Origin of the sequence: Tateyamaria pelophila, assembly GCF_019966495.1 — a bacterium.
GTDB classification, from domain to species: domain Bacteria; phylum Pseudomonadota; class Alphaproteobacteria; order Rhodobacterales; family Rhodobacteraceae; genus Tateyamaria; species Tateyamaria pelophila.
Map to the genome: position 1 here is coordinate 1 of NZ_JAIMIA010000031.1, position 22254 is coordinate 22254.

Genomic DNA, 22254 nt, shown 5'->3' on the forward strand with positions numbered 1-22254 from the left:
CCTCTGCCGGGGCACGCCTCGGCAGGGGCTCTCAGCGCAATCTCCAACTAAATTTCCAGACGTCAGGTTACAGTACCAAATATGCTCGTACAAACCGCGTCTAATGCAGCCTGCTTGTAGCCATCCGTTCGCAATCGGTTATCATAGTATCAGCTCTTCATTCCACACAAGGCTCCACACCATGAAACAAGTCCCCAAGCCCAATACTGACGAAGACCTGATCCAAGCCTTTCTCGACAAGGGTGGAGAGGTCAAGAAGGGCAAGACCAAGCCGATGCCCGAGGGTCTGGGTCTGTCCAACAATCAGTGGGGCAATACGCTGACCAAAGAGGAAAAGGCGGCGCGCAAGGCGGTTGAGGCGGCAGCCAAGACTGAGGCCAAGACGTCGAAATAACTCAGATCCGGTCGACGTAGACGCCGATGGCGGCTTCCAGCTCTCGCTCTTCATAGCCGAAATGGCTTTGGATTGCGCGGTGCAGCGCCGCGAACGTGGTCCGGGTTTCGGCGAAGCCCTCGGCATCGGGGGTCCTGCTCAACCGCTCTGAACAGTTGACCAACCGGTTCAGCAATTCATGCACGACCTTATGTTCCTCGCGCAGCCGCGCGATGAGGGCGACGAAGGGCGGGGCTTTGCCTTCGATCTCGGGGAACATGTGGTGTTCCTCTATGTTGTGATGCATCGACAGCATCCGGCAGCCTTGCCCACACAGGTTCCCGAAAGCTGCAAAGTTCTGGTGCATGTCCGAGGCCAGAACGATCTGCGCCAGATGGGCAGGGGGTGTGTCCCCGGCCTCGATCCGGTCGATCACCGCGCTCAGCCGCGCCATGTCCTGTAGGTAATGCGCATGGATGGCGGCAAGATGGCGGCCCTTTTGTCGTTGGCCTTCGGTGACGTTTTTCAGAACCGGGGCTTGCGGGCGCGTGCCGGTCTCGACGCTCAACGCGTCGAGCGGCGTGGTTGACAGATCGCTCAAGCCGCTATTCCCAACCGTAATTGAAGGACACCGACACCCGCTCATCCTCGGCCATGTTCATCGGCACCTCGTGGCGCAGCCAGCTTTCCCAAAGCAGCACATCGCCCACCGACGGACGCGCATAGTGGAACTGTCGCAAATCCTCGGGTGCGTCTGCAAGCCGACCGGGTGACGCCATCATCATCGGCAAGCGTGGGTCTTCGAGCTTGAGCGCAGAAGTGCCTTCGGGCATCGCCACATAGGTCGTGCCGGAGATCACCGAGTGGGGGTGGATGTGCCCGGTGTGGATGCCGCCTTCTGGCAGGATGTTGATCCAGATGCTATCCAGTTTGAGTTTCTTGTCGCCCAGATCAAAGGCAAGATCACGGGCAAAGGCCGCGACATGGGCATCCAGAGCCTTGACCAGATCGGCAAAGATCGGGAACCGCCAGGGCAGATCGTCCAGTGACGCATAGGAGGTGTATCCGGGATAGCCCTCCCGCTCGCACCAGTTATGGCCCGCCTCGTCATCTTCGGCGATACCGTAACAGTTTGTGGTCAGTTCTGCCGGGTCAACCGCAGGGGCGAACTCAGACAACGGGGCATGATAGAGACGGGTCGCGAAGAGAGAAGTGATGTGTGGCATGGAACTTTGTTAACTCAGCATGAAACGAAAGGCGATCAGGTTTCAGTGCAGATATCACATCTATTCAAATTCCAACCCAATTGACGCCATCAGATGATAATAGGCAAAAAGGGCCGCAAGGAAAAAGGCAAAGAGTATCAGTTCGTGCTTGAAATGGTTTGAGTGGAAGAAATCACGTTCGCGGTGGTGCAAGACGTCCATCAGCTCGTCCGCAAACCGGATCGACAGGAACGTGCCAATCCCCGACAGGACAATGATCGCCCAATACGGCACCGGGTTGGTCAGAATGACAAGGAACGCGCGCGTCAACAGTGTGGTGTCATAGGCTTCGGGCCAAAAAAGCAGAGCGGCCGAATTGACGGACAGCGCCACGGCCCAGACCACGATTTCAGACACCACCATGCGGATTCCGAACAGCAGGCGCAGCGGGAAATCCAAGAGGAAGCCGGCATCGGCCACCGGTGTGCAAAGCACGAAAAAGCTCCACGTCAGCCCCGCAACGATCCCGCTGGTTGCGAGATCATACTGATAGTTGAGATATGCGAAATAACCGACAAGAACGCCCAACAAGAGGGTAAATTTCACGATCACTTGCCGCTGCGGATGTACTGCCACCATGCCCGTCCTTTGCAAGATGTGTGGGAGTGATGTACTCCTTGTAAATCAATGCGTCCAGCGATTGCGCGCGCATTATGAAACGCTTGGTATTTAAGGGTTGCCATAACCCAGTACCCCCCATATACGGCGCACTTCACCACCCACTCCACGGGAATCAGGGTGACCCGGCGCAATTCGCCAAGGGCCCTCTCGTGATGTTGAAAGGAATAGGCGCATGAACGCCCAAGAACTTCGGGATAAGACCCCGGACCAGCTTCGTGATGAACTGGCAAACCTGAAAAAAGAAGCCTTCAACCTGCGTTTCCAGCAGGCCACTGGCCAGCTTGAGAACCCTGCGCGTTTGCGCGGTGCCCGTCGTGATGCAGCCCGCGTCAAGACGATCCTCAACGAACAAGCCGCAAAAGCTGCAGAATAAGGAAATCACGATATGCCCAAGCGTATTCTGACCGGCACCGTGACATCCGATGCCAACGCCCAGACAGTTACCGTTTCCGTAGAGCGCCGCTTTACGCACCCGGTTCTGAAAAAGACCATTCGTAAGTCCAAGAAATACCGGGCGCACGATGAGAAGAATGTTTTCAAAGTAGGGGATTCTGTTCGCATCATCGAATGCGCCCCCAAGTCGAAGACAAAACGTTGGGAAGTGCTGGAGGCCTGAAGCCCCCGGCATTTGCCACATTAATCGAAACCCTGGGGATCAGGCACGCATCGCCCCCCAAAGGTCGGGAGAAACCATATGATCCAGATGCAAACCAACCTGGATGTAGCTGACAACAGCGGCGCACGCCGTGTTCAGTGCATCAAGGTGCTGGGTGGTTCCAAGCGTAAATACGCATCCGTCGGCGACGTCATTGTCGTGTCGGTAAAGGAAGCCATTCCGCGCGGCCGTGTGAAAAAAGGGGACGTCCGCAAGGCCGTCGTCGTCCGCACCGCCAAGGAAGTTCGTCGTGACGATGGCACAGCCATCCGTTTTGATCGCAACGCCGCCGTTATCCTGAACAACAACAATGAGCCTGTCGGTACACGTATCTTTGGCCCGGTTGTTCGCGAGTTGCGTGGCAAGAACTTCATGAAAATCATCTCGCTGGCTCCGGAGGTGCTCTGATGGCTGCGAAACTCAAAAAAGGCGACAAGGTCGTCATGCTTGCGGGCAAGGACAAGGGCCGCGAGGGAACAATTTCCTCGATCGATCCCAAGGCGAACAAGGCTGTTGTTGACGGTCTGAACATCTCGATCCGTGCCACACGTCAAAGCCAGACGACACAAGGCGGCCGCATCCCCAAGGCGATGCCGGTAGATTTGTCGAACCTGGCACTGCTGGACGCGAATGGCAAAGCCACCCGCGTTGGTTTCAAGATGGATGGCGACAAGAAAGTCCGCTTTGCCAAGACAACAGGGGACGTGATCTGATGCTCGACACAGCAAACTATACACCCCGCCTCAAGGCAGCGTATCGCGATACGATCCGCGCTGCGATGAAAGAGGAATTCGGCTACAAAAACGACATGCAGATCCCGCGTCTGGACAAGATTGTCCTGAACATCGGATGTGGTGCTGAAGCCGTCCGTGACAGCAAGAAAGCCAAATCCGCTCAGGAAGACCTGACCGCGATTGCAGGCCAGAAGGCGCTGACCACAGTGGCCAAGAAATCCATCGCGGGTTTCCGGGTCCGTGAGGACATGCCTTTGGGTGCCAAGGTGACTTTGCGCGGCGACCGGATGTACGAATTCCTGGACCGCCTGATCACGATCGCGATGCCGCGTATCCGTGACTTCCGCGGCATCCCCGGCAAATCGTTTGATGGCCGTGGCAACTATGCCATGGGTATGAAAGAGCACATCGTTTTCCCTGAAATCGACTTTGATAAAGTCGATGAGACCTGGGGAATGGATATCGTGATCACCACGACAGCAGACAATGATGCCGAAGCAAAAGCCTTGCTCAAGCATTTCAACATGCCCTTCAACTCGTAAGCGCAGAGGAAAAAGATATGGCTAAAAAATCCATGATCGCGCGCGAAGTGAAGCGCGAAAAGCTGGTCAAGAAGTACGCCGCCAAGCGCGCCGAACTCAAAGCAATCATCAGCGATGAAACCAAGCCGATGGAAGACCGTTTCCGCGCTTCGCTGAAGCTGGCGAAACTGCCGCGCAACAGCTCGGCCGTGCGTCTTCACAATCGTTGCCAACTGACGGGTCGTCCGCATGCGTATTACCGCAAGCTGAAGATCAGCCGGATCGCGCTGCGGGAGCTTGGCTCTGCGGGCCAGATCCCTGGCCTCGTCAAGTCAAGCTGGTAAGGGAGAGAGAGATATGAACGATCCTATCGCCGATATGCTCACCCGGATCCGCAACAGCCAGATGCGCGGTAAATCCGTGGTCTCGACCCCCGCGTCGAAACTGCGTGTGCGCGTCCTCGAAGTGCTTGCGGACGAAGGCTACATTCGTGGTTTCGAAGAAACCAAAGGTGAAGATGGCCACCCCGCTATCGAAATCAGCCTGAAATATTACGAAGGCGAACCTGTCATTCGCGAGTTGAAGCGGGTCTCAAAACCCGGTCGTCGCGTCTACATGGGCGTCAATGACATCCCATCGGTCCGTCAGGGCCTGGGTGTGTCGATTGTCTCCACCTCAAAAGGTGTGATGTCGGATGCAAGTGCACGCAGCCAGAATATTGGCGGCGAAGTGCTCTGCACGATCTTCTAAGGAGCAGCAGATGTCTCGTATTGGTAAGAAACCGGTCGACCTGCCTTCGGGTGTTTCGGCATCCGTCTCTGGTCAGATGATCGAAGTCAAAGGCTCCAAAGGCACACGGTCGTTCAAGGCGACCGACGATGTGACGCTCAAAGTCGAAGACAACGCCGTCACCATCACCCCGCGCGGGTCGTCCAAGCGGGCGCGCCAGCAATGGGGCATGTCCCGCACGATGGTCGCCAATCTGGTGACCGGCGTGACGGATGGGTTCAAGAAAGAGCTTGAAATCCAGGGTGTTGGTTACCGGGCGTCGATGCAGGGGAACTCCCTGCGTCTGAACCTGGGCCTGTCGCATGACGTTGACTATGTGCCACCTGCCGGTGTCACAGTCACAGCCCCCAAGCAGACCGAAGTGATCGTCGAGGGTATCGATGAGCAATTGGTCGGCCAGGTTGCCGCAAACATTCGTGAATGGCGCAAGCCCGAGCCCTACAAAGGCAAAGGCATCCGCTACAAGGGCGAATTTATCTTCCGCAAGGAAGGCAAGAAGAAGTAAGGACCAGACAAATGGCAAACAGCAAACGGACCCTGTTCCTCAAGCGCCGCCTGCGCGTCCGGAACAAACTTCGCAAGGTCAATGCAGGGCGTCCGCGCCTGAGCGTTCACCGTTCGAACAAGAACATCAGCGTGCAGCTGATCGACGACGTGCAAGGTGTGACCCTGGCCGCTGCCTCGACCCTCGAAAAGGATCTTGGCGTTGTGGGCAAGAACAACATCGAAGCAGCGACCAAGGTCGGTGCGGCGATCGCAGAGCGCGCGAAGAAGGCCGGCGTGGACGTTGCGTACTTCGACCGTGGCGGCTTCCTCTTTCACGGAAAGGTCAAGGCCCTTGCCGACGCCGCCCGTGAAGGTGGCCTGAAAATCTAAGACCTGCGGAGGGCGGCGACGCCCTCCCGATGATCCGGGGGCAACAGGCTCACCTGGATTGAGATAAACTGGCGCAAGCCACCTGAATAAAGGATGTTCTCATGGCAGAACGTGATAATAACCGTCGCGGCCCCCGTCGCGACCGCGACGAGTCACCGGAATTTTCGGATCGCCTGGTCGCGATCAACCGTGTGTCCAAAACAGTAAAAGGTGGTAAGCGCTTTGGTTTCGCCGCCCTTGTTGTCGTAGGCGACCAAAAAGGCCGCGTTGGTTTCGGTAAAGGTAAGGCGAAAGAGGTCCCCGAGGCTATTCGCAAAGCCACCGAGCAAGCCAAGCGCCAGATGATCCGCGTCCAGTTGCGCGAAGGCCGGACATTGCACCACGATATGGAAGGCCGCCACGGCGCCGGGAAAGTCGTGATGCGGACAGCCCCTGAAGGTACCGGTATCATCGCCGGTGGTCCGATGCGTGCCGTGTTCGAAATGCTGGGCGTGAAAGACGTTGTGTCCAAGTCGATCGGTTCGCAAAACCCCTACAACATGATTCGCGCAACCATGGACGGCCTCCGCAAAGAGCAGTCGCCCCGTGGTGTCGCGCAACGTCGTGGCAAGAAAGTGTCCGACATTCTGCCCAAGCGTGACGAAGCACCTGCTGCCGACGCGGCACCTGTGGCTGAGGAGGCCTGAGACAGATGGCAAAAACAATCGTTATAAAACAAATCGGTTCCCCCATCCGCCGTCCCGCGAAGCAGCGCGCGACTTTGATTGGTCTGGGTCTGAACAAGATGCACAAAACCCGTGAGCTGGAAGACACACCTTCCGTGCGTGGCATGGTCAATTCGATCCCACACATGGTCGAGATCATCGAAGAAAAAGGCTGACGTCTGGCAGATTGAAATCCGCCTTACGACCTTGATTGAACGCCTCGCGGGAGACTGCGGGGCGTTTCTTTTTGACGTCGCAGACCGGTCGTTTCCCCAGAAGCTCATCGCGTCAGGTGAAAGCTGCGCGTTCTGGTTCAGTGTTGTCCCGACTGATCAGTGCACAACCCAGAGTGACTCGCAACGCATCGGCCAGTTCATCCACCGTTTCCGCGGAGACATAGAGCCCACCGGTGCGATCCGCGAGGCACTTGGCCACGGTGTTACCCGCGCCAACATCCTGCTGTTCGGGATTGTCCCAGCTGAAAAAGTCGAAAACCACTTTGAACCCGATCACATGAACAGTCAGGTCAGCGGCTTCTGACGCCAGTTCGGCCCCCAAGGCGCAGGGCCGTCCTCCACATGTCTCGTTCCCATCCGTGACCAAAACGACAATTCCGGGGCGCACCTTGTAATCCAGCGCTTGGGTCGCGGCACGCACCGCAGCCGTCAGCGGCGTCAGCCCTTTGGGGTGCAATCTGTCGATATCCGAAATGATTGCAGCGGCTGCATCGTCGCGTGGTCCAAACCGCAAATTGATATTATCGCAGGCGGCCCTTGTTCCCGGTCCATAGGTCAATAGCCCGACCCGCCGGAAGGGCGTGATGTCGGGGATTGCATCCCGGACGGCCTCGCGTGCCTCAACGATCCGGGTCTTGCGTTGGAGGTCGAAGGTCAGCTCGGCCATCGAGGCGGAACCGTCAAAAACGAGCATTGCATCTTTGGCGCAGCCCGCAGCGCCTTCGGACGTCAGAGAGGTCAGTGGCAGGACCAGAGCCGCCAGACTTACGGCGCACAGCAAGGGTATGTGATTGGCATTCATGGGGACACCCTGACACCGGCGTTGGGACCAGATCAATGACCCGGTGTATTTTCTTTGCTCTGTCTGCAATGGCCCCGTAGCGTGGTCCCATGACCGAACTGACATATTATTATTCCGCCCATTCAGCCTTCGCCTATCTCGGCTCTGCCCGTGTGATGGAGATCTGCCGGGCCCACGATCTCACGCTGGTGCATCGCCCGATCCCGTTGTCACCGGTGGTCGAAGCGCAGGGCAGTCTGCCGTTTCGCGCGCGCACGCAGGCTCATGTTGACTACTTCTTTGGGCGAGAGATCGAACGCTGGGCCGCATACCGTGACGTCCCGGTCGTCCAGTTTCGCCCAACCTATCACGATGCGGATTACACTCTGGCCAGCGGCATGATCCTTGCCCTTGGGGATCGCGGGCCTGCTGTCGATGCGATGGCCCATGCTCTGCTTGAAGCGCATTGGCGCGATGATGCGGACCTGTCGGATATCGCAACCTTGTCGAGCATAGCTGTGCGGCTTGGTCATGATGACGCAACTCTCCTGACGCAGGCCCAAGCGCCTGAGGTCGTTGAGCGTTACGCGCAGAATGCCCAAGCGGCTTTGACTGCAAATGTGTTCGGCTCGCCGACCTATGTGCTGGAGGGGGAGATGTTCTATGGGCAGGATCGCCTGGAACTCTTGGAACGCGCCATTGCCGTTCCCTTTGCCCCGACCCGTTGGCGTAACCCGCCGGTGAACGCACGTTAGGCAAGTGGCGCATAAGCGATCGGGCCTTTCAGAAGCCGACTTTCTGCTGCCAGACGATCGGGGCCATTCCAAGTTCCGCTTTGCGCGTATGCCCCAATTTAGTCGCAAGGACAATCACGCCGTACAGAACAAAGAGGTACACTGGGTACGCCAGAAGCACCCAGGACGGTTCTCCAACGGCCAGAACTGCCAAAGCGGACGCGCAAAAGGACATGACCCAGGTGGACATCGTTTCCGAGCCCGGATCCCTGTACGCCTTCTTGATCGTTGCGACGCCGCCCAAAGAAGACACCGCAATGACGATGGCAAGCGCATAGGCCGTCGTGTCCGTCATGATCCAAAGCAAGACACCAATTCCCGCCGCGATCAGCATGCAGGCGTCACTTGCGTTCAGCAGGGACCCTGTGCCACGTGAAATCGACAATATGAAAATGAAGACCGTACTCGCGGCCTGAATGGCGACAAACCAAAGCGAACTCGTCGCGCCTTCATAGATCTGGGAGCACAGTGTGATGCTGCTGAGCACGGACCAGATGAACCACGATGCGCGCTGCGGCTGTGTCCGCAAGGCCAATGTATCCCGGACGTAAGGCGCAAAGGCGAAAATGCTGACCAGACCAGCCAAAAGCCCGATGATGGGCAGCGCATGCTCGGTGTACCGGGGCGATACCCCGGCACTGTGAAATAAGATTTCAATCACTAACAACAGACTCCGAAAAAATCTGATATGAAAAATGTGCGGCTGAAAATTTATATCGAAAAATGACGATACGATGAGCCTAGTACTTTGTTTGTAGTGTGCAATTCGAGTGCTTGTGCAGTCAGGTTTTCCATACTCGATTGCCCATGACTCAGGCTGTACAGTGTGCGCCGGTCAGCCGGTTGCCTCATCTCGCGTCACGGTTTGACCGGGAGAGGCCTTGAAGGGCGCTGCAACCGGGTTTATACGCCCCCGGTGGACCTGCGGGCTCACGAGAATCAAAACCAAGAAACGCCGTGTTCGCCCATTCCGCTTCGGGGGCGCTTCCGGCTTAGGAGAAGCGATATGAAACTGCATGAACTGCGCGACAACCCTGGCGCAACAAAATCCCGCAAACGCGTGGGCCGCGGCCCGGGCTCCGGCTCCGGCAAGATGGGTGGCCGTGGTATCAAGGGTCAGAAATCCCGTTCGGGTGTGGCCATCAATGGTTACGAAGGCGGTCAGATGCCGTTGTACCAACGTCTGCCCAAGCGTGGCTTTAACAAGCCGAACCGCAAGGCATTCGCCGTGATCAACCTTGGCCTGATCCAGAAATTCATTGATCTGGGCAAAATTGACGCCGGTTCCGCCATCACCGAAGACGCTCTGATTTCTTCTGGCGCGGTGCGTCGCAAGCTCGACGGCGTTCGTGTTCTGGCCAAAGGCGAGATCACAAGCAAAGTTGATCTGCAGGTGACCGGCGCGTCGAAATCGGCGGTTGAAGCCGTTGAAAAAGCCGGTGGCACACTCGCTATTGTCGCGGTCGCTGCCGAGTAAGCCTCTAACACGCCTTGTGAGCCGCGCCTGAGCGGCTTACATAAGGCAGAGTTTTTCATAGCGCCGCCCGCCGGAAAATGGTCTGGGCGGTGTTTTGCCAAAGGACATCGCCCGCATGGTATCTGCTGTCGAGAATATGGCCGCCAACACGAGCTGGAGCGCTCTTGGCAAGGCCACCGACCTGCGCAATCGCATCCTGTTCACACTCGGTCTGCTGATCGTATACCGGCTGGGCACGTTTATCCCGGTGCCGGGCATAGACGGTGCGGCGCTGCGCGAGTTCATGGAAAGCGCGGGGCAGGGCATTGGCGGCATGGTTTCCATGTTTACCGGCGGGGCGCTGGGGCGCATGGGTATCTTTGCTCTCGGCATCATGCCCTACATTTCGGCCTCGATCATCGTTCAGCTTCTGACCTCGATGGTGCCCAAGCTTGAGCAACTCAAGAAAGAGGGCGAGCAGGGCCGCAAGAAAATCAACCAATATACCCGGTACGGCACTGTGGCGCTGGCGACCTTGCAGGCCTACGGCCTTGCCGTATCCTTGGAATCCGGTGATCTGGTGACCGATCCTGGCATGTTCTTCCGGATGGCCTGTCTGATCACGCTGGTCGGTGGCACGATGTTCCTGATGTGGCTGGGTGAACAGATCACCGCACGCGGTATCGGCAACGGTATCTCTCTCATCATCTTTGTCGGCATCATCGCCGAGGTTCCCGCCGCGATCGCGCAGTTCTTCGCTTCTGGCCGGTCCGGTGCCATCAGCCCGGCGGTCATCGTTGGTGTGCTGGTGATGGTCATCGCGACAATCATGTTCGTGGTTTTCATGGAGCGCGCCTTGCGCAAGATCCATATTCAATATCCCCGTCGGCAGGTGGGTATGAAGGTCTATGACGGCGGCTCAAGTCACCTGCCCGTCAAGGTCAACCCGGCAGGTGTTATCCCCGCGATCTTCGCCTCGTCCTTGCTGCTGTTGCCGATCACGATCAGCACGTTTTCGGGCAACTCGACCAATCCGATCATGAGCTGGCTCTTGGCCAATTTTGGCCCCGGACAGCCGCTTTATCTGGCGTTTTTCGTCGTGATGATCGTGTTCTTCACCTATTTCTACACGTTCAATGTCAGCTTCAAACCTGACGACGTGGCGGACAACCTCAAGAACCAGAACGGCTTCATTCCCGGTATTCGTCCCGGTAAGAAAACTGCTGAGTATCTGGAATATGTGGTCAACAGGGTTCTGGTGCTCGGGTCGGCCTATCTGGCCGCAGTGTGTCTGTTGCCGGAAATCCTGCGGGGCCAATTTGCCATACCCTTCTACTTTGGCGGCACATCGGTCCTGATCGTCGTGTCGGTGACGATGGACACCATTCAACAAGCGCAAAGCCATCTTTTGGCCCATCAATACGAAGGGCTGATCGAGAAATCACAACTGCGTGGCAAAGGCTCGAAGGGCCGCAAGAAACGGAGCCCTGTGCGTCGATGAATATCATACTGCTTGGCCCGCCCGGAGCGGGTAAAGGAACCCAGGCCCGTTTTCTGGTAGAAGAACGTGGCATGGTGCAATTGTCGACTGGCGATATGTTGCGCGCCGCCAAGGACAGCGGGACCGAAATGGGCAAGATCGTCGCTGACGTGATGGCTCGTGGTGCCCTCGTCACGGACGATATCGTGATCGGTCTGATCCGCGAGCAAATCGAGACGGTCAAGTCGAACGGTTTCATCTTTGATGGTTTCCCTCGTACGCTGGCGCAAGCCGACGCGTTGAACGACTTGCTGGCAGAAGAAGGCGAAACCCTCGATGCCGTGATCGAGATGGAAGTGGATGACGAAGCCTTGGTGGCCCGGATCACGGCCCGCTCGACCTGCGCGGGATGCGGTGAGGTTTATAATGATAACACCAAACCGGTTCCAGCGGATGGGATCTGCACCAATTGTGGAGAATCCAAGGGGTTCACGCGTCGCGCTGACGACAACGAGGAAAGCCTCAAGACCCGCCTGATGGAATATTACAAGAAAACATCACCGCTGATCGGCTATTACTATGCCAAGGGTCAGTTGACCAAAGTGAATGGTCTGGGCGAGATGGCCACCGTGAAAGCTGACATTGCAACGGTCCTTGATTAGCGATTTGATATAAACCCGCGCGTGGAACCTTGTCGGCGCAATCGACGAAAGATCGCGCACAGATGCGCCTCATGAACAGGTGATGAAACCGGGGTTGACGCCCCAGTAAACAACGCCTATCTCACGCCATCTCTAACGAGAATCAATGATGGGAACGCGTCCCATCAGATCACCTGATCAGCGGCAGGCCCGGGGGCGAAATCCTTGGGCCTTATGTTGTGAAAAAAGGGCCCGGAACTACGGGCCCGCAACGAAAAGGAAAGCCCACGTGGCACGTATTGCAGGGGTCAACATACCCACAGCCAAACGGGTCCCGATTGCACTGACTTACATTACAGGCATCGGCACCTCCTCCGCCCAACAAATCTGCGAAGCCGTCGGCATCGACATCAGCCGTCGCGTCAATGAATTGAGCGATGCAGAAGTTTTGAAAATCCGCGAGCACATCGACGAGAACTTTACCGTCGAGGGTGACCTGCGTCGTGAAACGCAGATGAACATCAAACGTCTGATGGACCTTGGTTGCTACCGCGGCCTGCGCCACCGTCGTAACCTGCCCGTCCGTGGTCAGCGTACACACACCAATGCTCGCACCCGCAAAGGCCCCGCAAAGGCCATTGCCGGCAAGAAGAAATAAGGGGACGCACAGATGGCACGCGATACACGCAAGACCAAGCGCAAGGTCTCCAAGAACATCGCCGCAGGAGTGGCGCATGTGAATTCTTCTTTCAACAACACCAAGATCCTGATTTCGGACGTGCAGGGCAATGCCATTGCATGGTCGTCGGCCGGTACCATGGGCTTTAAAGGCTCGCGGAAATCCACGCCTTACGCGGCCCAGATGGCTGCCGAAGATGCGGCCAAGAAGGCTCAGGAACACGGCGTCAAGACAATCGAAGTCGAAGTGCAGGGCCCCGGTTCGGGTCGTGAGTCGGCTTTACGTGCTTTGGCTGCTGCCGGGTTCAACGTTACATCGATCCGTGACGTGACTCCAATGGCACATAACGGCTGCCGCCCACCAAAGCGCCGCCGCGTCTAAGTACGAACGGAACGACCATGGGGCCGCGTGTTTCGCACGGCCCCGATCCGCTTTTCTGAAACCTCGGGAGTCGGCGCGTTAGGACATGGCGCGCGGACAAGAATGGAGGGACGCATGATCCACAAAAATTGGGCAGAACTGATCAAGCCACAGCAGCTTGAAGTCAAGCCGGGCAACGAGCCTGCGCGCCAGGCGACCGTGATCGCCGAGCCGCTGGAGCGTGGTTTTGGCCTGACCATGGGCAACGCCCTGCGCCGCGTGCTGATGAGCTCGCTGCAAGGCGCTGCGATTTCGTCGGTACAAATCGACAACGTGCTGCATGAGTTCTCGAGCGTGGCCGGTGTGCGTGAAGACGTCACCGACATAATCCTGAACCTCAAAGGTGTGAGCCTGCGGATGGAAGTCGAAGGGCCCAAGCGGCTGTCGATCTCTGCCAAGGGTCCGGGTGTTGTTACGGCCGGTGACATCTCCGAAAGCGCCGGGATCGAGATCCTGAACCGCGATCATGTGATCTGCCACCTTGATGACGGTGCCGACGTGTACATGGAACTGACGGTCAATACCGGCAAGGGCTATGTCTCCGCGGACAAGAACAAACCCGAAGATGCGCCCATCGGCCTGATCCCGATCGACGCAATCTATTCGCCGGTCAAGAAGGTCAGCTATGATGTTCAGCCAACCCGTGAAGGTCAGGTTCTGGATTATGACAAGCTGACGATGAAAGTCGAAACAGACGGCTCGCTGACCCCCGACGATGCTGTGGCCTTTGCCGCGCGCATTTTGCAGGATCAGTTGGGCATCTTCGTCAACTTCGACGAACCAGAATCGGCCTCGCGTCAAGACGACGACGACGGTCTCGAGTTCAACCCGCTGCTGCTCAAGAAAGTAGACGAACTGGAATTGTCCGTTCGTTCGGCAAACTGCCTCAAAAACGACAATATCGTTTACATCGGCGATCTCATCCAGAAGACCGAAGCAGAGATGCTGCGCACGCCGAACTTTGGCCGCAAGTCGCTGAACGAGATCAAGGAAGTGTTGTCCGGCATGGGTCTGCACCTCGGCATGGACGTCGAAGACTGGCCACCAGACAACATCGAAGACCTCGCCAAGAAGTTCGAAGACAACTTCTAAGCCATTGGTACCAAGATTTTTCGTACGAAAAATCTTGGGCGCCGACCCCGGGCTAAAGCGCCCCAAGGAGAGCAGGTGACACGCATCGTCTGCCGGACAAAGCAAAACCGCCCGTAGAGGGCACGATTAGGAGATAGAAAATGCGTCACGCACGTGGTTACCGCCGCCTGAACCGGACTCATGAACACCGCAAGGCGTTGTTCTCGAACATGGCAGGCTCACTCATCGAACATGAGCAAATCAAGACAACTCTGCCCAAGGCAAAAGAACTGCGCCCGATCATCGAAAAGATGATCACGCTCGCCAAGCGCGGCGACTTGCACGCCCGTCGTCAGGCCGCATCCAAGCTGAAGGAAGAACAATACGTCGCCAAACTGTTTGACGTTCTCGGCCCACGTTATGCCGACCGTCAGGGTGGTTATGTGCGGGTACTCAAAGCCGGTTTCCGCTACGGCGATATGGCACCGATGGCCATCATCGAGTTCGTGGACCGCGACCGCGACGCCAAAGGCGCTGCCGATAAGGCCCGTGTTGCAGCCGAAGAAGCCGCAGACGAATAATATCCAAACAATTTGGATGTGCTGGGCCCCTGCAAATGCGGGGGCTTTTGCGTTTTCTGTGTTTTGTCTGTAAGCTTTTCCATCCGGCTTTTCCCCCGCGGGTTTTGAATATTTCAGGAACCATGAAACAGTCTGTACGTCGATTTTATGCTTGCACCGACGCATCGAAGGGCTGCGTTTGCTGGGGTGAACGGAGCGCGCTCCATGGCTGACCTGTTTGGAACGGAGACATCGCCCGATACCGGCCATCGCCCCCTTGCGGATCGCTTACGTCCGCAAAAGCTGTCTGACGTCATTGGTCAGGCAAAGGTGATTGGCCCCGAGGGGCCGTTGACCGTGATGCTGGAAGCCGGTGCATTGGGTTCACTGATATTCTGGGGCCCGCCGGGCGTCGGAAAAACCACGATTGCGCGCCTTCTGGCCAATGAAACCGACCTGCATTTCGTACAGATCAGCGCCATTTTCACAGGTGTTCCGGACCTCAAGAAAGTGTTCGAAGCCGCCAAGTTCAGACGGCAAAACGGGCAGGGCACCTTGTTGTTCGTCGACGAGATCCATCGTTTCAACAAGGCACAGCAGGACGGTTTTCTGCCGCACATGGAAGACGGGACAATCCTGCTGGTCGGGGCCACGACCGAAAATCCCAGCTTTGAGTTGAACGCTGCCGTTCTGAGCCGCGCACAGGTCCTTGTGTTGGAACGGCTTGACCTGAAAGATTTGGAACTGCTGGCGCAACGGGCCGAACAGGAACTCAACCGCCCCTTGCCGCTGGATGGTCTCGCGCGCGAAAACCTGTTGGAGATGGCAGATGGCGATGGCCGCGCCCTATTGAACCTGATCGAGCAGGTGATGGCCTGGACCGTGACCGGGACGTTGGATCAAAACGCGCTTGCGACCCGTTTGATGCGGCGGGCTGCGCAATATGACAAATCGGGCGACGCGCACTACAATCTCATTTCTGCGCTGCACAAATCGGTCCGCGGCTCCGACCCGGATGCGGCCCTTTATTGGTTTGCACGTATGCTGGAGGGCGGCGAAGATCCCCGCTTTCTTGCCCGCCGCATCACCCGGATGGCGGTCGAAGATATTGGCTTGGCAGACCCGCAGGCGCAATCTGTCTGCCTGCAAGGCTGGGAAACCTATGAACGGCTTGGCAGCCCGGAGGGCGAGCTGGCGTTGGCACAGGCGCTTGTCTATCTTGCTTTGGCCCCCAAGTCGAACGCGACCTACGTGGCATACAAGGGCGCGCGGCGCGCAGCCAAACAGACCGGATCAGAGCCACCGCCCAAACATATCCTGAACGCGCCTACATCGTTGATGAAGGATCAGGGATACGGCACAGGCTATGCCTATGATCACGATGCCGAAGATGGGTTTTCCGGCCAGAACTATTTCCCTGATGGAATGGATCGTCCGGATCTCTATCAACCGGTCGAGCGCGGGTTTGAGCGGGATCTGAAAAAACGGCTGGACTACTTTGCGCGGCTCCGGGCCAAGCGTGAAACTTGACTCTTGTACGCGTTCGGACGACAGACCGCACATGACCTCAACACTCTCTCTTGTTGCCCTTGGCGGGGCCATCGGCGCATCCTTGCGCTGGTTGACGGGCGTGGCCATTCTACGCGCACTGGGGCCGACTGACTTCCCCCTGGCCATCATCACCGTGAACGTGATCGGTTCTTTTCTGATGGGATTCTTTGTGGTTGCCGCGGCCCATCGCGGCCTGACGCATCTGAGCCCCTTTGTGATGACGGGTCTGTTGGGTGGGTTCACGACATTCTCTGCCTTTTCGCTTGAAACCATGACGATGATCGAACGTGGCCAGGTGGGGCAGGCGGGCCTCTATATTTTGTTGTCGGTGGGCCTGTCGGTCGGAGCACTGGCATTGGGGCTGTTTGCAGCCCGAGGAGTATTCCTATGAGTCGAGTTCAAACAGTCACTGTCGCCGAAGGCGAAGGCGATCAGCGTCTGGATCGCTGGATGAAGCGCCGATTTCCGCAGGTCAGCCAGGGCATGATCGAAAAGATGTGTCGCAAGGGCGAGTGTCGCATTGATGGGGGGCGGGTGAAATCCTCGACCCGTGTCGAAGAGGGCATGCAGGTGCGTATTCCGCCGCTGCCGGACAAGGCGGCGCCTGTCGTCGTGCGCACAACCGTTTCGGACGCGGACACCAAGCTGATCCAGTCCTGCGTGATTTACCGCGACGATCATATCATAGCGCTGAACAAACCGCCGGGTCTGGCGACCCAAGGGGGGTCAGGCCAGACGCGCCATGTCGACGGCATGGCCGAAGCTCTGAAATTCGGGTTTGAGGAAAAGCCGCGCCTCGTCCACCGGCTCGACAGGGACACGTCGGGTGTGTTGCTGATGGCCCGCACCCGGTTGGCGGCCAAGGCCCTCACGGCAGCAATGCGTCACCGCGAAACGCGCAAAATCTACTGGGCCCTCGTGGCTGGCGTTCCGACGCCTTACCTCGCCGAGATCAAGTACGGTCTGGTCAAGGCGGGCGGCCATGGAAAAGGCGGCGAAGGTGAGAAAATGGTCGCGGTGCATCCGCGCGACATTGAGAGCACCTTTGGAGCCAAGCGGGCGCATACGCTTTATGCCACGCTTTACCGTGTCGCGTCGCGGGCGGCCTGGGTGGCGCTTGAGCCTTTGACGGGCCGCACGCACCAGCTGCGCGCCCACATGGCCGAGATTGGCCATCCGATCATTGGCGATGGCAAATATGGCGGCTCTGGCCAGGAAAACATGGGCGACGGTTGGGGCGCGCAATTGGGGGGCATCATCTCGAAAAAGCTGCACCTGCATGCCCGTATGATCCGGTTTGAGCATCCCGAGACCCGCAAGGTGACCACCATCACCGCCGCCATGCCCGAGCATATGAAACAAAGCTGGGATACGTTCGGCTGGACCGAAGATCTGGCCGCCGAAGACCCGTTCGAGAGCCTTCATGACGACTAGGACCCGTTTGGTCGTGTTCGATGTCGATGGGACGCTCGTGGACAGTCAGGCCGTGATCGTCGCCAGCATGCTGGACGCGTTCGATGCCGTTGGGCATGTTCCGCCTGCGCGCGATCAGATCCTGCGCATCGTCGGCCTGTCATTGCCTGTCGCAATGGCACGGCTGGCGCCGGATGCAGACATCGACCGCATGGTGCAAACCTACAAGGACAGCTTTGTGTCTCGTCGAGCTGCCGCAGGGTCTGCACAATCTTCGCCGCTCTATCCCGGCGCGCGCGGGATGCTTGAACGGTTGCAGGCCACGCCGGGCATTTTGCTTGGGATCGCGACAGGAAAATCGCGACGGGGCCTTGATCTGTTGCTGGAGGCCTACGATTTCGGCCCGATTTTCGTGACGCAGCAAGTGGCTGACTTCCATCCGTCCAAACCGCACCCCGCGATGTTGCACGCCGCGATGGATGAGGCGGGCGTAGAAGCGGATCACGCGGTTATGATTGGCGATACGACCTTTGATATGGATATGGCGCGGTCGGCGGGAATGCCTTTCATCGGTGTGTCATGGGGGTATCATCCAGCCGATCACCTGACCTATGCGACAACCGTACTAAATGATTTTGACAGCTTGGACGCCGCGCTGGCGACGATGTGGGAACGCTGAAATGAGTGAGTGGAAAGCGAAACGCTTTTGGAAAGCGGCCGAAACGGAGCAGGTTGAGGACGGCTGGACCGTGCGGTTGGATGGGCGGGCGGTCAAAACGCCGGCCAAGGCCGCGCTGGTCGTACCCACGGTTGCGCTTGCCGACGCGATTGCCGCCGAGTGGGACGCGCAGGACGATGTGATCGATCCGCTTTCCATGCCCTTTACGCGAACGGCGAATGCGGCGATCGACAAAGTTGCCCCTCAGCACGCGGAAGTTGTTGACATGTTGGCGGCCTACGGTGACGCGGATTTGCTGTGCTACCGCGCCGCGGCACCGACAGAGCTTGTGTTGCGGCAGGCGGCTGTCTGGGATCCCTATCTGGATTGGGCGGCTGACGCGCTGGGTGCGCGCTTGCATCCGCGTATCGGATTGATGCACGAACCCCAAGATGAAGCAGCGCTGAAAACGCTCTGGCATCACACCCACGCCCTGTCTGCATATGAATTGGCTTGCTTCCACGATCTTGTCAGTTTGACTGGTTCACTGGTCCTTGGTTTTGCAACGGCACAGGCCGACGCCTCAGCGAATGAGATTTGGTCAGCATCCCGGCTGGATGAAACATGGCAAGAGGAGCAATGGGGTGTTGATGAAGAAGCGCAAGAAGCGGCGGAAGTAAAGAAATCCAGCTACTTTCATGCAAAAAACTTCCTGGAGGCTATGCGCGAGCGATAAATTCTCGCTTGGAGGGTAACCCGCCGTTATGCTCAATAATGCATCAAATATCAGTGCCTTGGTCTTGACGTAGTGCGGCAAATCCTAACAAACTGTTGCCAAATCATAGTAGGGTAAAAACCTGACGGGAAGGCTTCGGCGTGGCAAAACGCTCATATCACGCCGTCGCCGCCGCAAAAGTGCGGTGTACAATCAGGAAGAGGTAAAAATGAAAAAGTCGGTATTTTTTGGCGCGTTGGCTGTCGTGAGCCTTACGGCAGGTTTCGCAGTCGCCGGCACATTGGATGACGTCAAAGCACGTGGCAAACTGAACTGCGGCGTGAACTCCGGTCTTGCGGGCTTTGCGTCCGAAGACGCAAATGGCGAGTGGAAAGGTTTTGACGTTTCTATTTGTCGTGCACTGGCTGCGGCCGTTTTGGGGGACGGAAATGCCGTGGAGTTCTTCCCGACCACTGGAAAAACACGCTTTATCGCACTCGCCTCCGGGCAGGTCGACGTTCTGGCACGGAATACGACATGGACGCTCAGCGCCGATACGGATCTCAAGTTCGATTTCGCTGGCATAAACTACTATGACGGCCAGGGCTTTATGGTTCCGAAGGAGCTGGGCGTGTCTTCTGCCAAGGATCTTGGTGGCGCGACGGTGTGTATCCAGACCGGCACGACAAACGAGTTGAACCTGTCGGATTTCTTCCGCGCGAACAACATCAGGTACGAGCCCGTTGAAATCGAAACCAATGCCCAGGCACAACAACAGTATCTGGCGGGTGCCTGTGACGTGTACACGACGGACGCATCCGGCCTGGCTGCGACACGCGCGACATTCGAAACACCCGGCGAGCATGTTCTGTTGCCCGAAATCATCTCCAAGGAACCGCTTGGCCCGCTGGTCCGCCATGGCGACAACGAATGGGGTGACGTGGTGCGCTGGACGTTGAATGCGATGATCGCGGCAGAAGAGTTGGGCATCACATCGGCAAACATCTCTGAATTGAGCGCGGGCACCAACAACCCGGAAATCAATCGTCTGCTGGGCACCGAAGGCACGCTTGGTCAAATGCTTGGTTTGGAACCGGACTGGGCGATGAAAGCTCTGTCCGTCTCGGGCAACTACGGCGAAGTTTTCGAGAAAAACATCGGCGAAGCTACCCCGATCGGTCTGGCCCGTGGCCTGAATGCGCAGTGGACGGATGGCGGCCTGCTCTACAGTCCGCCATTTCGCTGAGGTACAGACCCCGTAGTGCTGAGTTAAGCTTGTCCCATTTGCATTACGCGAAGATGCCTGAGGACAGCAGAGAAAACGCTGGGGCGGATGATGCGTCCGCCTTACCCCATCACCTCGCGTGGTATCGCGAAATCAATTGGCTGGCCTTCGCGCCAGCCAATCGTGTTCCAACTGTCGGAATCGAACCGGATTACACAGGTGGCACAGGTCGGATAGTCAGCAAATCGCGGATGTCGCGGTGCATGGCTGACCAACCGATCTGCAAAATCGGCAATGCCGGGATTGTGTCCGAGCATCAGCAGTGTCTGCGCGGTCTGATCTCGCAGCACATCCATCATGACCTCGGGGCCTGCGTGATAAAGTGTCCGCGTGTAGAAGACCGGAATATCGAAGCCCAGCATGCGAAACGTCTCACCCGTCCGTTGGCTGGTGGAACTGACTGCCGCGTCAGGCCGGTGGTCTTGCGTCCGCAGCCAGTTTCCCATGGCTTGCGCCGAAGCGCGACCGCGATCGTTCAGGGGGCGGTCGTGATCTGGCAAAGTGATGTCATCCCAGCTTGATTTGGCATGGCGCATCAGGATCAAAGTACGGGTCATCCGAGAAATGCTTTCATATGGAATGCAGATTGGCGTTCAGGTCGAGCAAAGGCGCGGCTGACCGGGCAGGCGCGGCGGACATCGCACCCTTTGGCCATGCAGGTCTGTGCTCCGGAGGGCGTATCAAGATACGCCTTACATGCGGGCACATCATAGGGATGCGCGTCACTCAACGCGTCGACGGGGCACGCGGATATGCAGGGCCTGTCGGTGCAGGTGTCGCATGGGCTGGTTTTGGGTTGGACCTTTGGAAACTCTGTTGGAAACTCCAAAGCTCCCCGGATTGAAATCATCAGTCCGGCACGGTCGTGGATCATCATTCCCGTCGGACTTTGCCAGAACCTGCCGGTCTCCAGCGCCCATGCGATGAAAGGGGCATAGGGTGGCCCGTCGGAAGGGAAGAAGGCCGTTGCACCTGCGCGCGCAGCCAAGTCATTCAGGACGCGTTTTGACCAGCGATCGACGGGATTTTTTTCACCGTCAGCGCATTCAGGGCTTTCTTCAAAGATGCCCCACCAATGACTGTCTGTGCCGATCAATACACGTGAACCGGCAGCGCCCATTACGAAAAGCCCATGCGCCGCAACGTCATTTTGAATGTCATTGAAATTCATTTGCGCATGAATGGGAGCGACATGCTCCACACCAGCTTCGAGGGGCGATCATCCTGCCATTCGAGACCGACCTGCATGGCATCGTGCCCCGCAGCCGGCTGTGCGATGTAGGTGCCAAACAACCTGTCCCAGATCGACAGCGCAAAGCCGTAGTTGCTGTCATGCTCTGAGCGATGCACGGAATGATGGACGCGATGCATGTCCGGGGTGACCAGAACTTTGCGCACGATACGATCCAGCCAGAGTGGCAAACGGATATTTGCATGGTTGAACATTGCGGTCCCGTTCAGAATGATCTCGAACAGGATAACGGCAATGGCGGCAGGTCCCAGCAGGTAGACGAGGCCGATCTTCAGGATCATTGACAGCCCGATTTCAATCGGATGAAACCGAATGGCCGTGGTGACATCCATATCCACATCCGCATGATGAACCCTGTGGAGGCGCCACAACGCAGGTACCTTATGTGTGATCAAATGCTGGGCCCAGATAGCAAAGTCGAGGATCAGAATGGCGGCGATCACTTCGATCCACACGGGCAGTGCCAGCGTATTGAATAGCCCCCAGCCCTGTGCAGCCGCATCAATGGCCGCTCCTACGGCCAAGAGGGGCATAGCGATTGAGAGACCGCGTAAGAGCAGCGTATTCGCGACCGTAAAGCCCCAGTTGGTCGTCCATCGCCGAACGCGGGTTTGCGTCCGCTGGCGGCGTGGCGCAACAGTTTCCACAATCGCGAAGATTGAAAACAGCCCTAGAAAGATGGCCAGGCGAATGAGAGCTTCATGTTCCATGATGCAAACCTAAG

At 57.6% G+C, this 22254-nt stretch carries 34 protein-coding genes; 26 read left to right on the plus strand and 8 right to left on the minus strand.

Annotation, left to right across the window (positions count from 1 at the left end; all coding sequences use genetic code 11):
• The first annotated feature begins 181 nt into the window (after positions 1-181).
• Positions 182-394, plus strand: coding sequence for a hypothetical protein (locus LC354_RS11730; RefSeq protein ID WP_223424015.1), 213 nt, complete (start codon positions 182-184; stop codon positions 392-394).
• A 1-nt stretch (position 395) separates the two neighbouring features.
• On the opposite strand, the gene LC354_RS11735 is transcribed toward LC354_RS11730, so the two are convergent.
• The 3 genes from LC354_RS11735 to LC354_RS11745 are packed head-to-tail and all read right to left on the minus strand — an operon-like array spanning position 396 to position 2217.
• The gene (locus tag LC354_RS11735; protein WP_223424017.1) at positions 396-974 is read right to left on the minus strand and encodes a hemerythrin domain-containing protein; all 579 of its coding nucleotides are present in this window, start codon (positions 972-974) and stop codon (positions 396-398) included.
• Positions 975-978: 4 nt separating this feature from the next.
• Positions 979-1599: a TIGR02466 family protein gene (locus LC354_RS11740; protein ID WP_223424018.1), complete on the minus strand. Its 621-nt coding sequence runs from the start codon at positions 1597-1599 to the stop codon at positions 979-981.
• Positions 1600-1659: 60 nt separating this feature from the next.
• Positions 1660-2217, minus strand: coding sequence for a hypothetical protein (locus LC354_RS11745; RefSeq protein WP_223424021.1), 558 nt, complete (start codon positions 2215-2217; stop codon positions 1660-1662).
• Positions 2218-2431: 214 nt separating this feature from the next.
• On the opposite strand from LC354_RS11745, the gene rpmC reads away from it, so the two are divergent.
• From rpmC to rpmD, 11 genes are all read left to right on the plus strand, one after another.
• Positions 2432-2632 (plus strand): 50S ribosomal protein L29, encoded by a 201-nt coding sequence (rpmC, locus tag LC354_RS11750; RefSeq protein WP_223424022.1) that lies wholly within the window; start codon positions 2432-2434, stop codon positions 2630-2632.
• A gap of 12 nt (positions 2633-2644) precedes the next feature.
• The gene (rpsQ, locus tag LC354_RS11755; protein WP_113821508.1) at positions 2645-2875 is read left to right on the plus strand and encodes a 30S ribosomal protein S17; all 231 of its coding nucleotides are present in this window, start codon (positions 2645-2647) and stop codon (positions 2873-2875) included.
• A 78-nt stretch (positions 2876-2953) separates the two neighbouring features.
• Entirely contained in the window at positions 2954-3322 is a 369-nt protein-coding gene (gene rplN, locus LC354_RS11760; protein WP_113821507.1) for a 50S ribosomal protein L14, read from the plus strand.
• On the plus strand, positions 3322-3627 hold the full coding sequence (gene rplX, locus LC354_RS11765) for a 50S ribosomal protein L24 (RefSeq protein WP_223424024.1): 306 nt from the start codon (positions 3322-3324) through the stop codon (positions 3625-3627). The genes rplN and rplX overlap by 1 nt, the downstream gene beginning before the upstream one ends.
• Positions 3627-4190, plus strand: coding sequence for a 50S ribosomal protein L5 (gene rplE / locus LC354_RS11770; protein WP_223424026.1), 564 nt, complete (start codon positions 3627-3629; stop codon positions 4188-4190). Before rplX ends, rplE begins: the two co-directional genes overlap by 1 nt.
• Before the next feature lie 17 nt (positions 4191-4207).
• On the plus strand, positions 4208-4513 hold the full coding sequence (gene rpsN / locus LC354_RS11775) for a 30S ribosomal protein S14 (RefSeq protein WP_223424028.1): 306 nt from the start codon (positions 4208-4210) through the stop codon (positions 4511-4513).
• Between the two features lie 13 nt (positions 4514-4526).
• Positions 4527-4919, plus strand: coding sequence for a 30S ribosomal protein S8 (rpsH, locus tag LC354_RS11780; RefSeq protein ID WP_223424030.1), 393 nt, complete (start codon positions 4527-4529; stop codon positions 4917-4919).
• A 10-nt stretch (positions 4920-4929) separates the two neighbouring features.
• Positions 4930-5463 (plus strand): 50S ribosomal protein L6, encoded by a 534-nt coding sequence (gene rplF / locus LC354_RS11785; protein ID WP_223424032.1) that lies wholly within the window; start codon positions 4930-4932, stop codon positions 5461-5463.
• An 11-nt stretch (positions 5464-5474) separates the two neighbouring features.
• A complete protein-coding gene (gene rplR, locus LC354_RS11790) occupies positions 5475-5834 on the plus strand; it encodes a 50S ribosomal protein L18 (RefSeq protein WP_223424034.1) in 360 nt (119 codons plus the stop codon).
• Between the two features lie 101 nt (positions 5835-5935).
• Entirely contained in the window at positions 5936-6520 is a 585-nt protein-coding gene (rpsE, locus tag LC354_RS11795; protein WP_223424036.1) for a 30S ribosomal protein S5, read from the plus strand.
• 5 nt (positions 6521-6525) lie between these two features.
• Positions 6526-6714 carry a 50S ribosomal protein L30 gene (gene rpmD / locus LC354_RS11800; RefSeq protein WP_223424038.1) on the plus strand — a complete coding sequence of 63 codons (189 nt, stop codon included), beginning with the start codon at positions 6526-6528 and terminating at the stop codon, positions 6712-6714.
• 112 nt (positions 6715-6826) lie between these two features.
• On the opposite strand, the gene LC354_RS11805 is transcribed toward rpmD, so the two are convergent.
• Positions 6827-7576, minus strand: a complete 750-nt coding sequence (locus tag LC354_RS11805; protein ID WP_223424040.1) for a vWA domain-containing protein — start codon at positions 7574-7576, stop codon at positions 6827-6829.
• An 89-nt stretch (positions 7577-7665) separates the two neighbouring features.
• On the opposite strand from LC354_RS11805, the gene LC354_RS11810 reads away from it, so the two are divergent.
• On the plus strand, positions 7666-8310 hold the full coding sequence (locus LC354_RS11810) for a 2-hydroxychromene-2-carboxylate isomerase (RefSeq protein WP_223424042.1): 645 nt from the start codon (positions 7666-7668) through the stop codon (positions 8308-8310).
• Positions 8311-8338: 28 nt separating this feature from the next.
• Here the strand turns inward: LC354_RS11810 and LC354_RS11815 are convergent, their stop codons facing one another.
• Positions 8339-9010: a hypothetical protein gene (locus LC354_RS11815; protein WP_223424044.1), complete on the minus strand. Its 672-nt coding sequence runs from the start codon at positions 9008-9010 to the stop codon at positions 8339-8341.
• Positions 9011-9355: 345 nt separating this feature from the next.
• Here LC354_RS11815 and rplO point away from each other — a divergent pair, with 345 nt between their 5' ends.
• The 13 genes from rplO to LC354_RS11880 all read left to right on the plus strand — a co-directional run bounded on the left by rplO (position 9356) and on the right by LC354_RS11880 (position 20239).
• A complete protein-coding gene (gene rplO, locus LC354_RS11820; RefSeq protein ID WP_223424046.1) occupies positions 9356-9826 on the plus strand; it encodes a 50S ribosomal protein L15 in 471 nt (156 codons plus the stop codon).
• Positions 9827-9941: 115 nt separating this feature from the next.
• Entirely contained in the window at positions 9942-11306 is a 1365-nt protein-coding gene (gene secY, locus LC354_RS11825; protein ID WP_223424048.1) for a preprotein translocase subunit SecY, read from the plus strand.
• Positions 11303-11947 carry an adenylate kinase gene (locus LC354_RS11830; protein ID WP_223424050.1) on the plus strand — a complete coding sequence of 215 codons (645 nt, stop codon included), beginning with the start codon at positions 11303-11305 and terminating at the stop codon, positions 11945-11947. Before secY ends, LC354_RS11830 begins: the two co-directional genes overlap by 4 nt.
• Positions 11948-12215: 268 nt before the next feature.
• Entirely contained in the window at positions 12216-12584 is a 369-nt protein-coding gene (rpsM, locus tag LC354_RS11835; RefSeq protein ID WP_223424052.1) for a 30S ribosomal protein S13, read from the plus strand.
• A gap of 12 nt (positions 12585-12596) precedes the next feature.
• On the plus strand, positions 12597-12986 hold the full coding sequence (rpsK, locus tag LC354_RS11840) for a 30S ribosomal protein S11 (RefSeq protein ID WP_223424054.1): 390 nt from the start codon (positions 12597-12599) through the stop codon (positions 12984-12986).
• Between the two features lie 114 nt (positions 12987-13100).
• Entirely contained in the window at positions 13101-14117 is a 1017-nt protein-coding gene (locus LC354_RS11845) for a DNA-directed RNA polymerase subunit alpha (protein WP_223424056.1), read from the plus strand.
• A gap of 140 nt (positions 14118-14257) precedes the next feature.
• The gene (gene rplQ, locus LC354_RS11850) at positions 14258-14677 is read left to right on the plus strand and encodes a 50S ribosomal protein L17 (protein ID WP_223424058.1); all 420 of its coding nucleotides are present in this window, start codon (positions 14258-14260) and stop codon (positions 14675-14677) included.
• A gap of 204 nt (positions 14678-14881) precedes the next feature.
• On the plus strand, positions 14882-16186 hold the full coding sequence (locus LC354_RS11855) for a replication-associated recombination protein A (protein WP_223424059.1): 1305 nt from the start codon (positions 14882-14884) through the stop codon (positions 16184-16186).
• 31 nt (positions 16187-16217) lie between these two features.
• Positions 16218-16598: a fluoride efflux transporter CrcB gene (gene crcB, locus LC354_RS11860; protein WP_223424061.1), complete on the plus strand. Its 381-nt coding sequence runs from the start codon at positions 16218-16220 to the stop codon at positions 16596-16598.
• Positions 16595-17641, plus strand: a complete 1047-nt coding sequence (locus tag LC354_RS11865; RefSeq protein ID WP_223424063.1) for an RluA family pseudouridine synthase — start codon at positions 16595-16597, stop codon at positions 17639-17641. Before crcB ends, LC354_RS11865 begins: the two co-directional genes overlap by 4 nt.
• The gene (locus tag LC354_RS11870; protein ID WP_223424065.1) at positions 17631-18299 is read left to right on the plus strand and encodes an HAD-IA family hydrolase; all 669 of its coding nucleotides are present in this window, start codon (positions 17631-17633) and stop codon (positions 18297-18299) included. Before LC354_RS11865 ends, LC354_RS11870 begins: the two co-directional genes overlap by 11 nt.
• Before the next feature lies 1 nt (position 18300).
• Positions 18301-19014: an ATP12 family chaperone protein gene (locus LC354_RS11875; protein WP_223424066.1), complete on the plus strand. Its 714-nt coding sequence runs from the start codon at positions 18301-18303 to the stop codon at positions 19012-19014.
• A gap of 208 nt (positions 19015-19222) precedes the next feature.
• Positions 19223-20239 (plus strand): amino acid ABC transporter substrate-binding protein, encoded by a 1017-nt coding sequence (locus LC354_RS11880; RefSeq protein WP_223424068.1) that lies wholly within the window; start codon positions 19223-19225, stop codon positions 20237-20239.
• A 101-nt stretch (positions 20240-20340) separates the two neighbouring features.
• On the opposite strand, the gene LC354_RS11885 is transcribed toward LC354_RS11880, so the two are convergent.
• Genes LC354_RS11885 through LC354_RS11895 form a run of 3 tightly spaced genes read right to left on the minus strand, consistent with a single transcriptional unit; the run spans position 20341 to position 22240 of the window.
• A complete protein-coding gene (locus LC354_RS11885) occupies positions 20341-20835 on the minus strand; it encodes a SixA phosphatase family protein (RefSeq protein WP_223424070.1) in 495 nt (164 codons plus the stop codon).
• Positions 20832-21449 (minus strand): ferredoxin, encoded by a 618-nt coding sequence (locus LC354_RS11890; RefSeq protein ID WP_223424071.1) that lies wholly within the window; start codon positions 21447-21449, stop codon positions 20832-20834. Before LC354_RS11890 ends, LC354_RS11885 begins: the two co-directional genes overlap by 4 nt.
• Entirely contained in the window at positions 21446-22240 is a 795-nt protein-coding gene (locus LC354_RS11895) for a sterol desaturase family protein (RefSeq protein ID WP_223424073.1), read from the minus strand. Before LC354_RS11895 ends, LC354_RS11890 begins: the two co-directional genes overlap by 4 nt.
• Between the last annotated feature and the right edge of the window lie 14 nt (positions 22241-22254).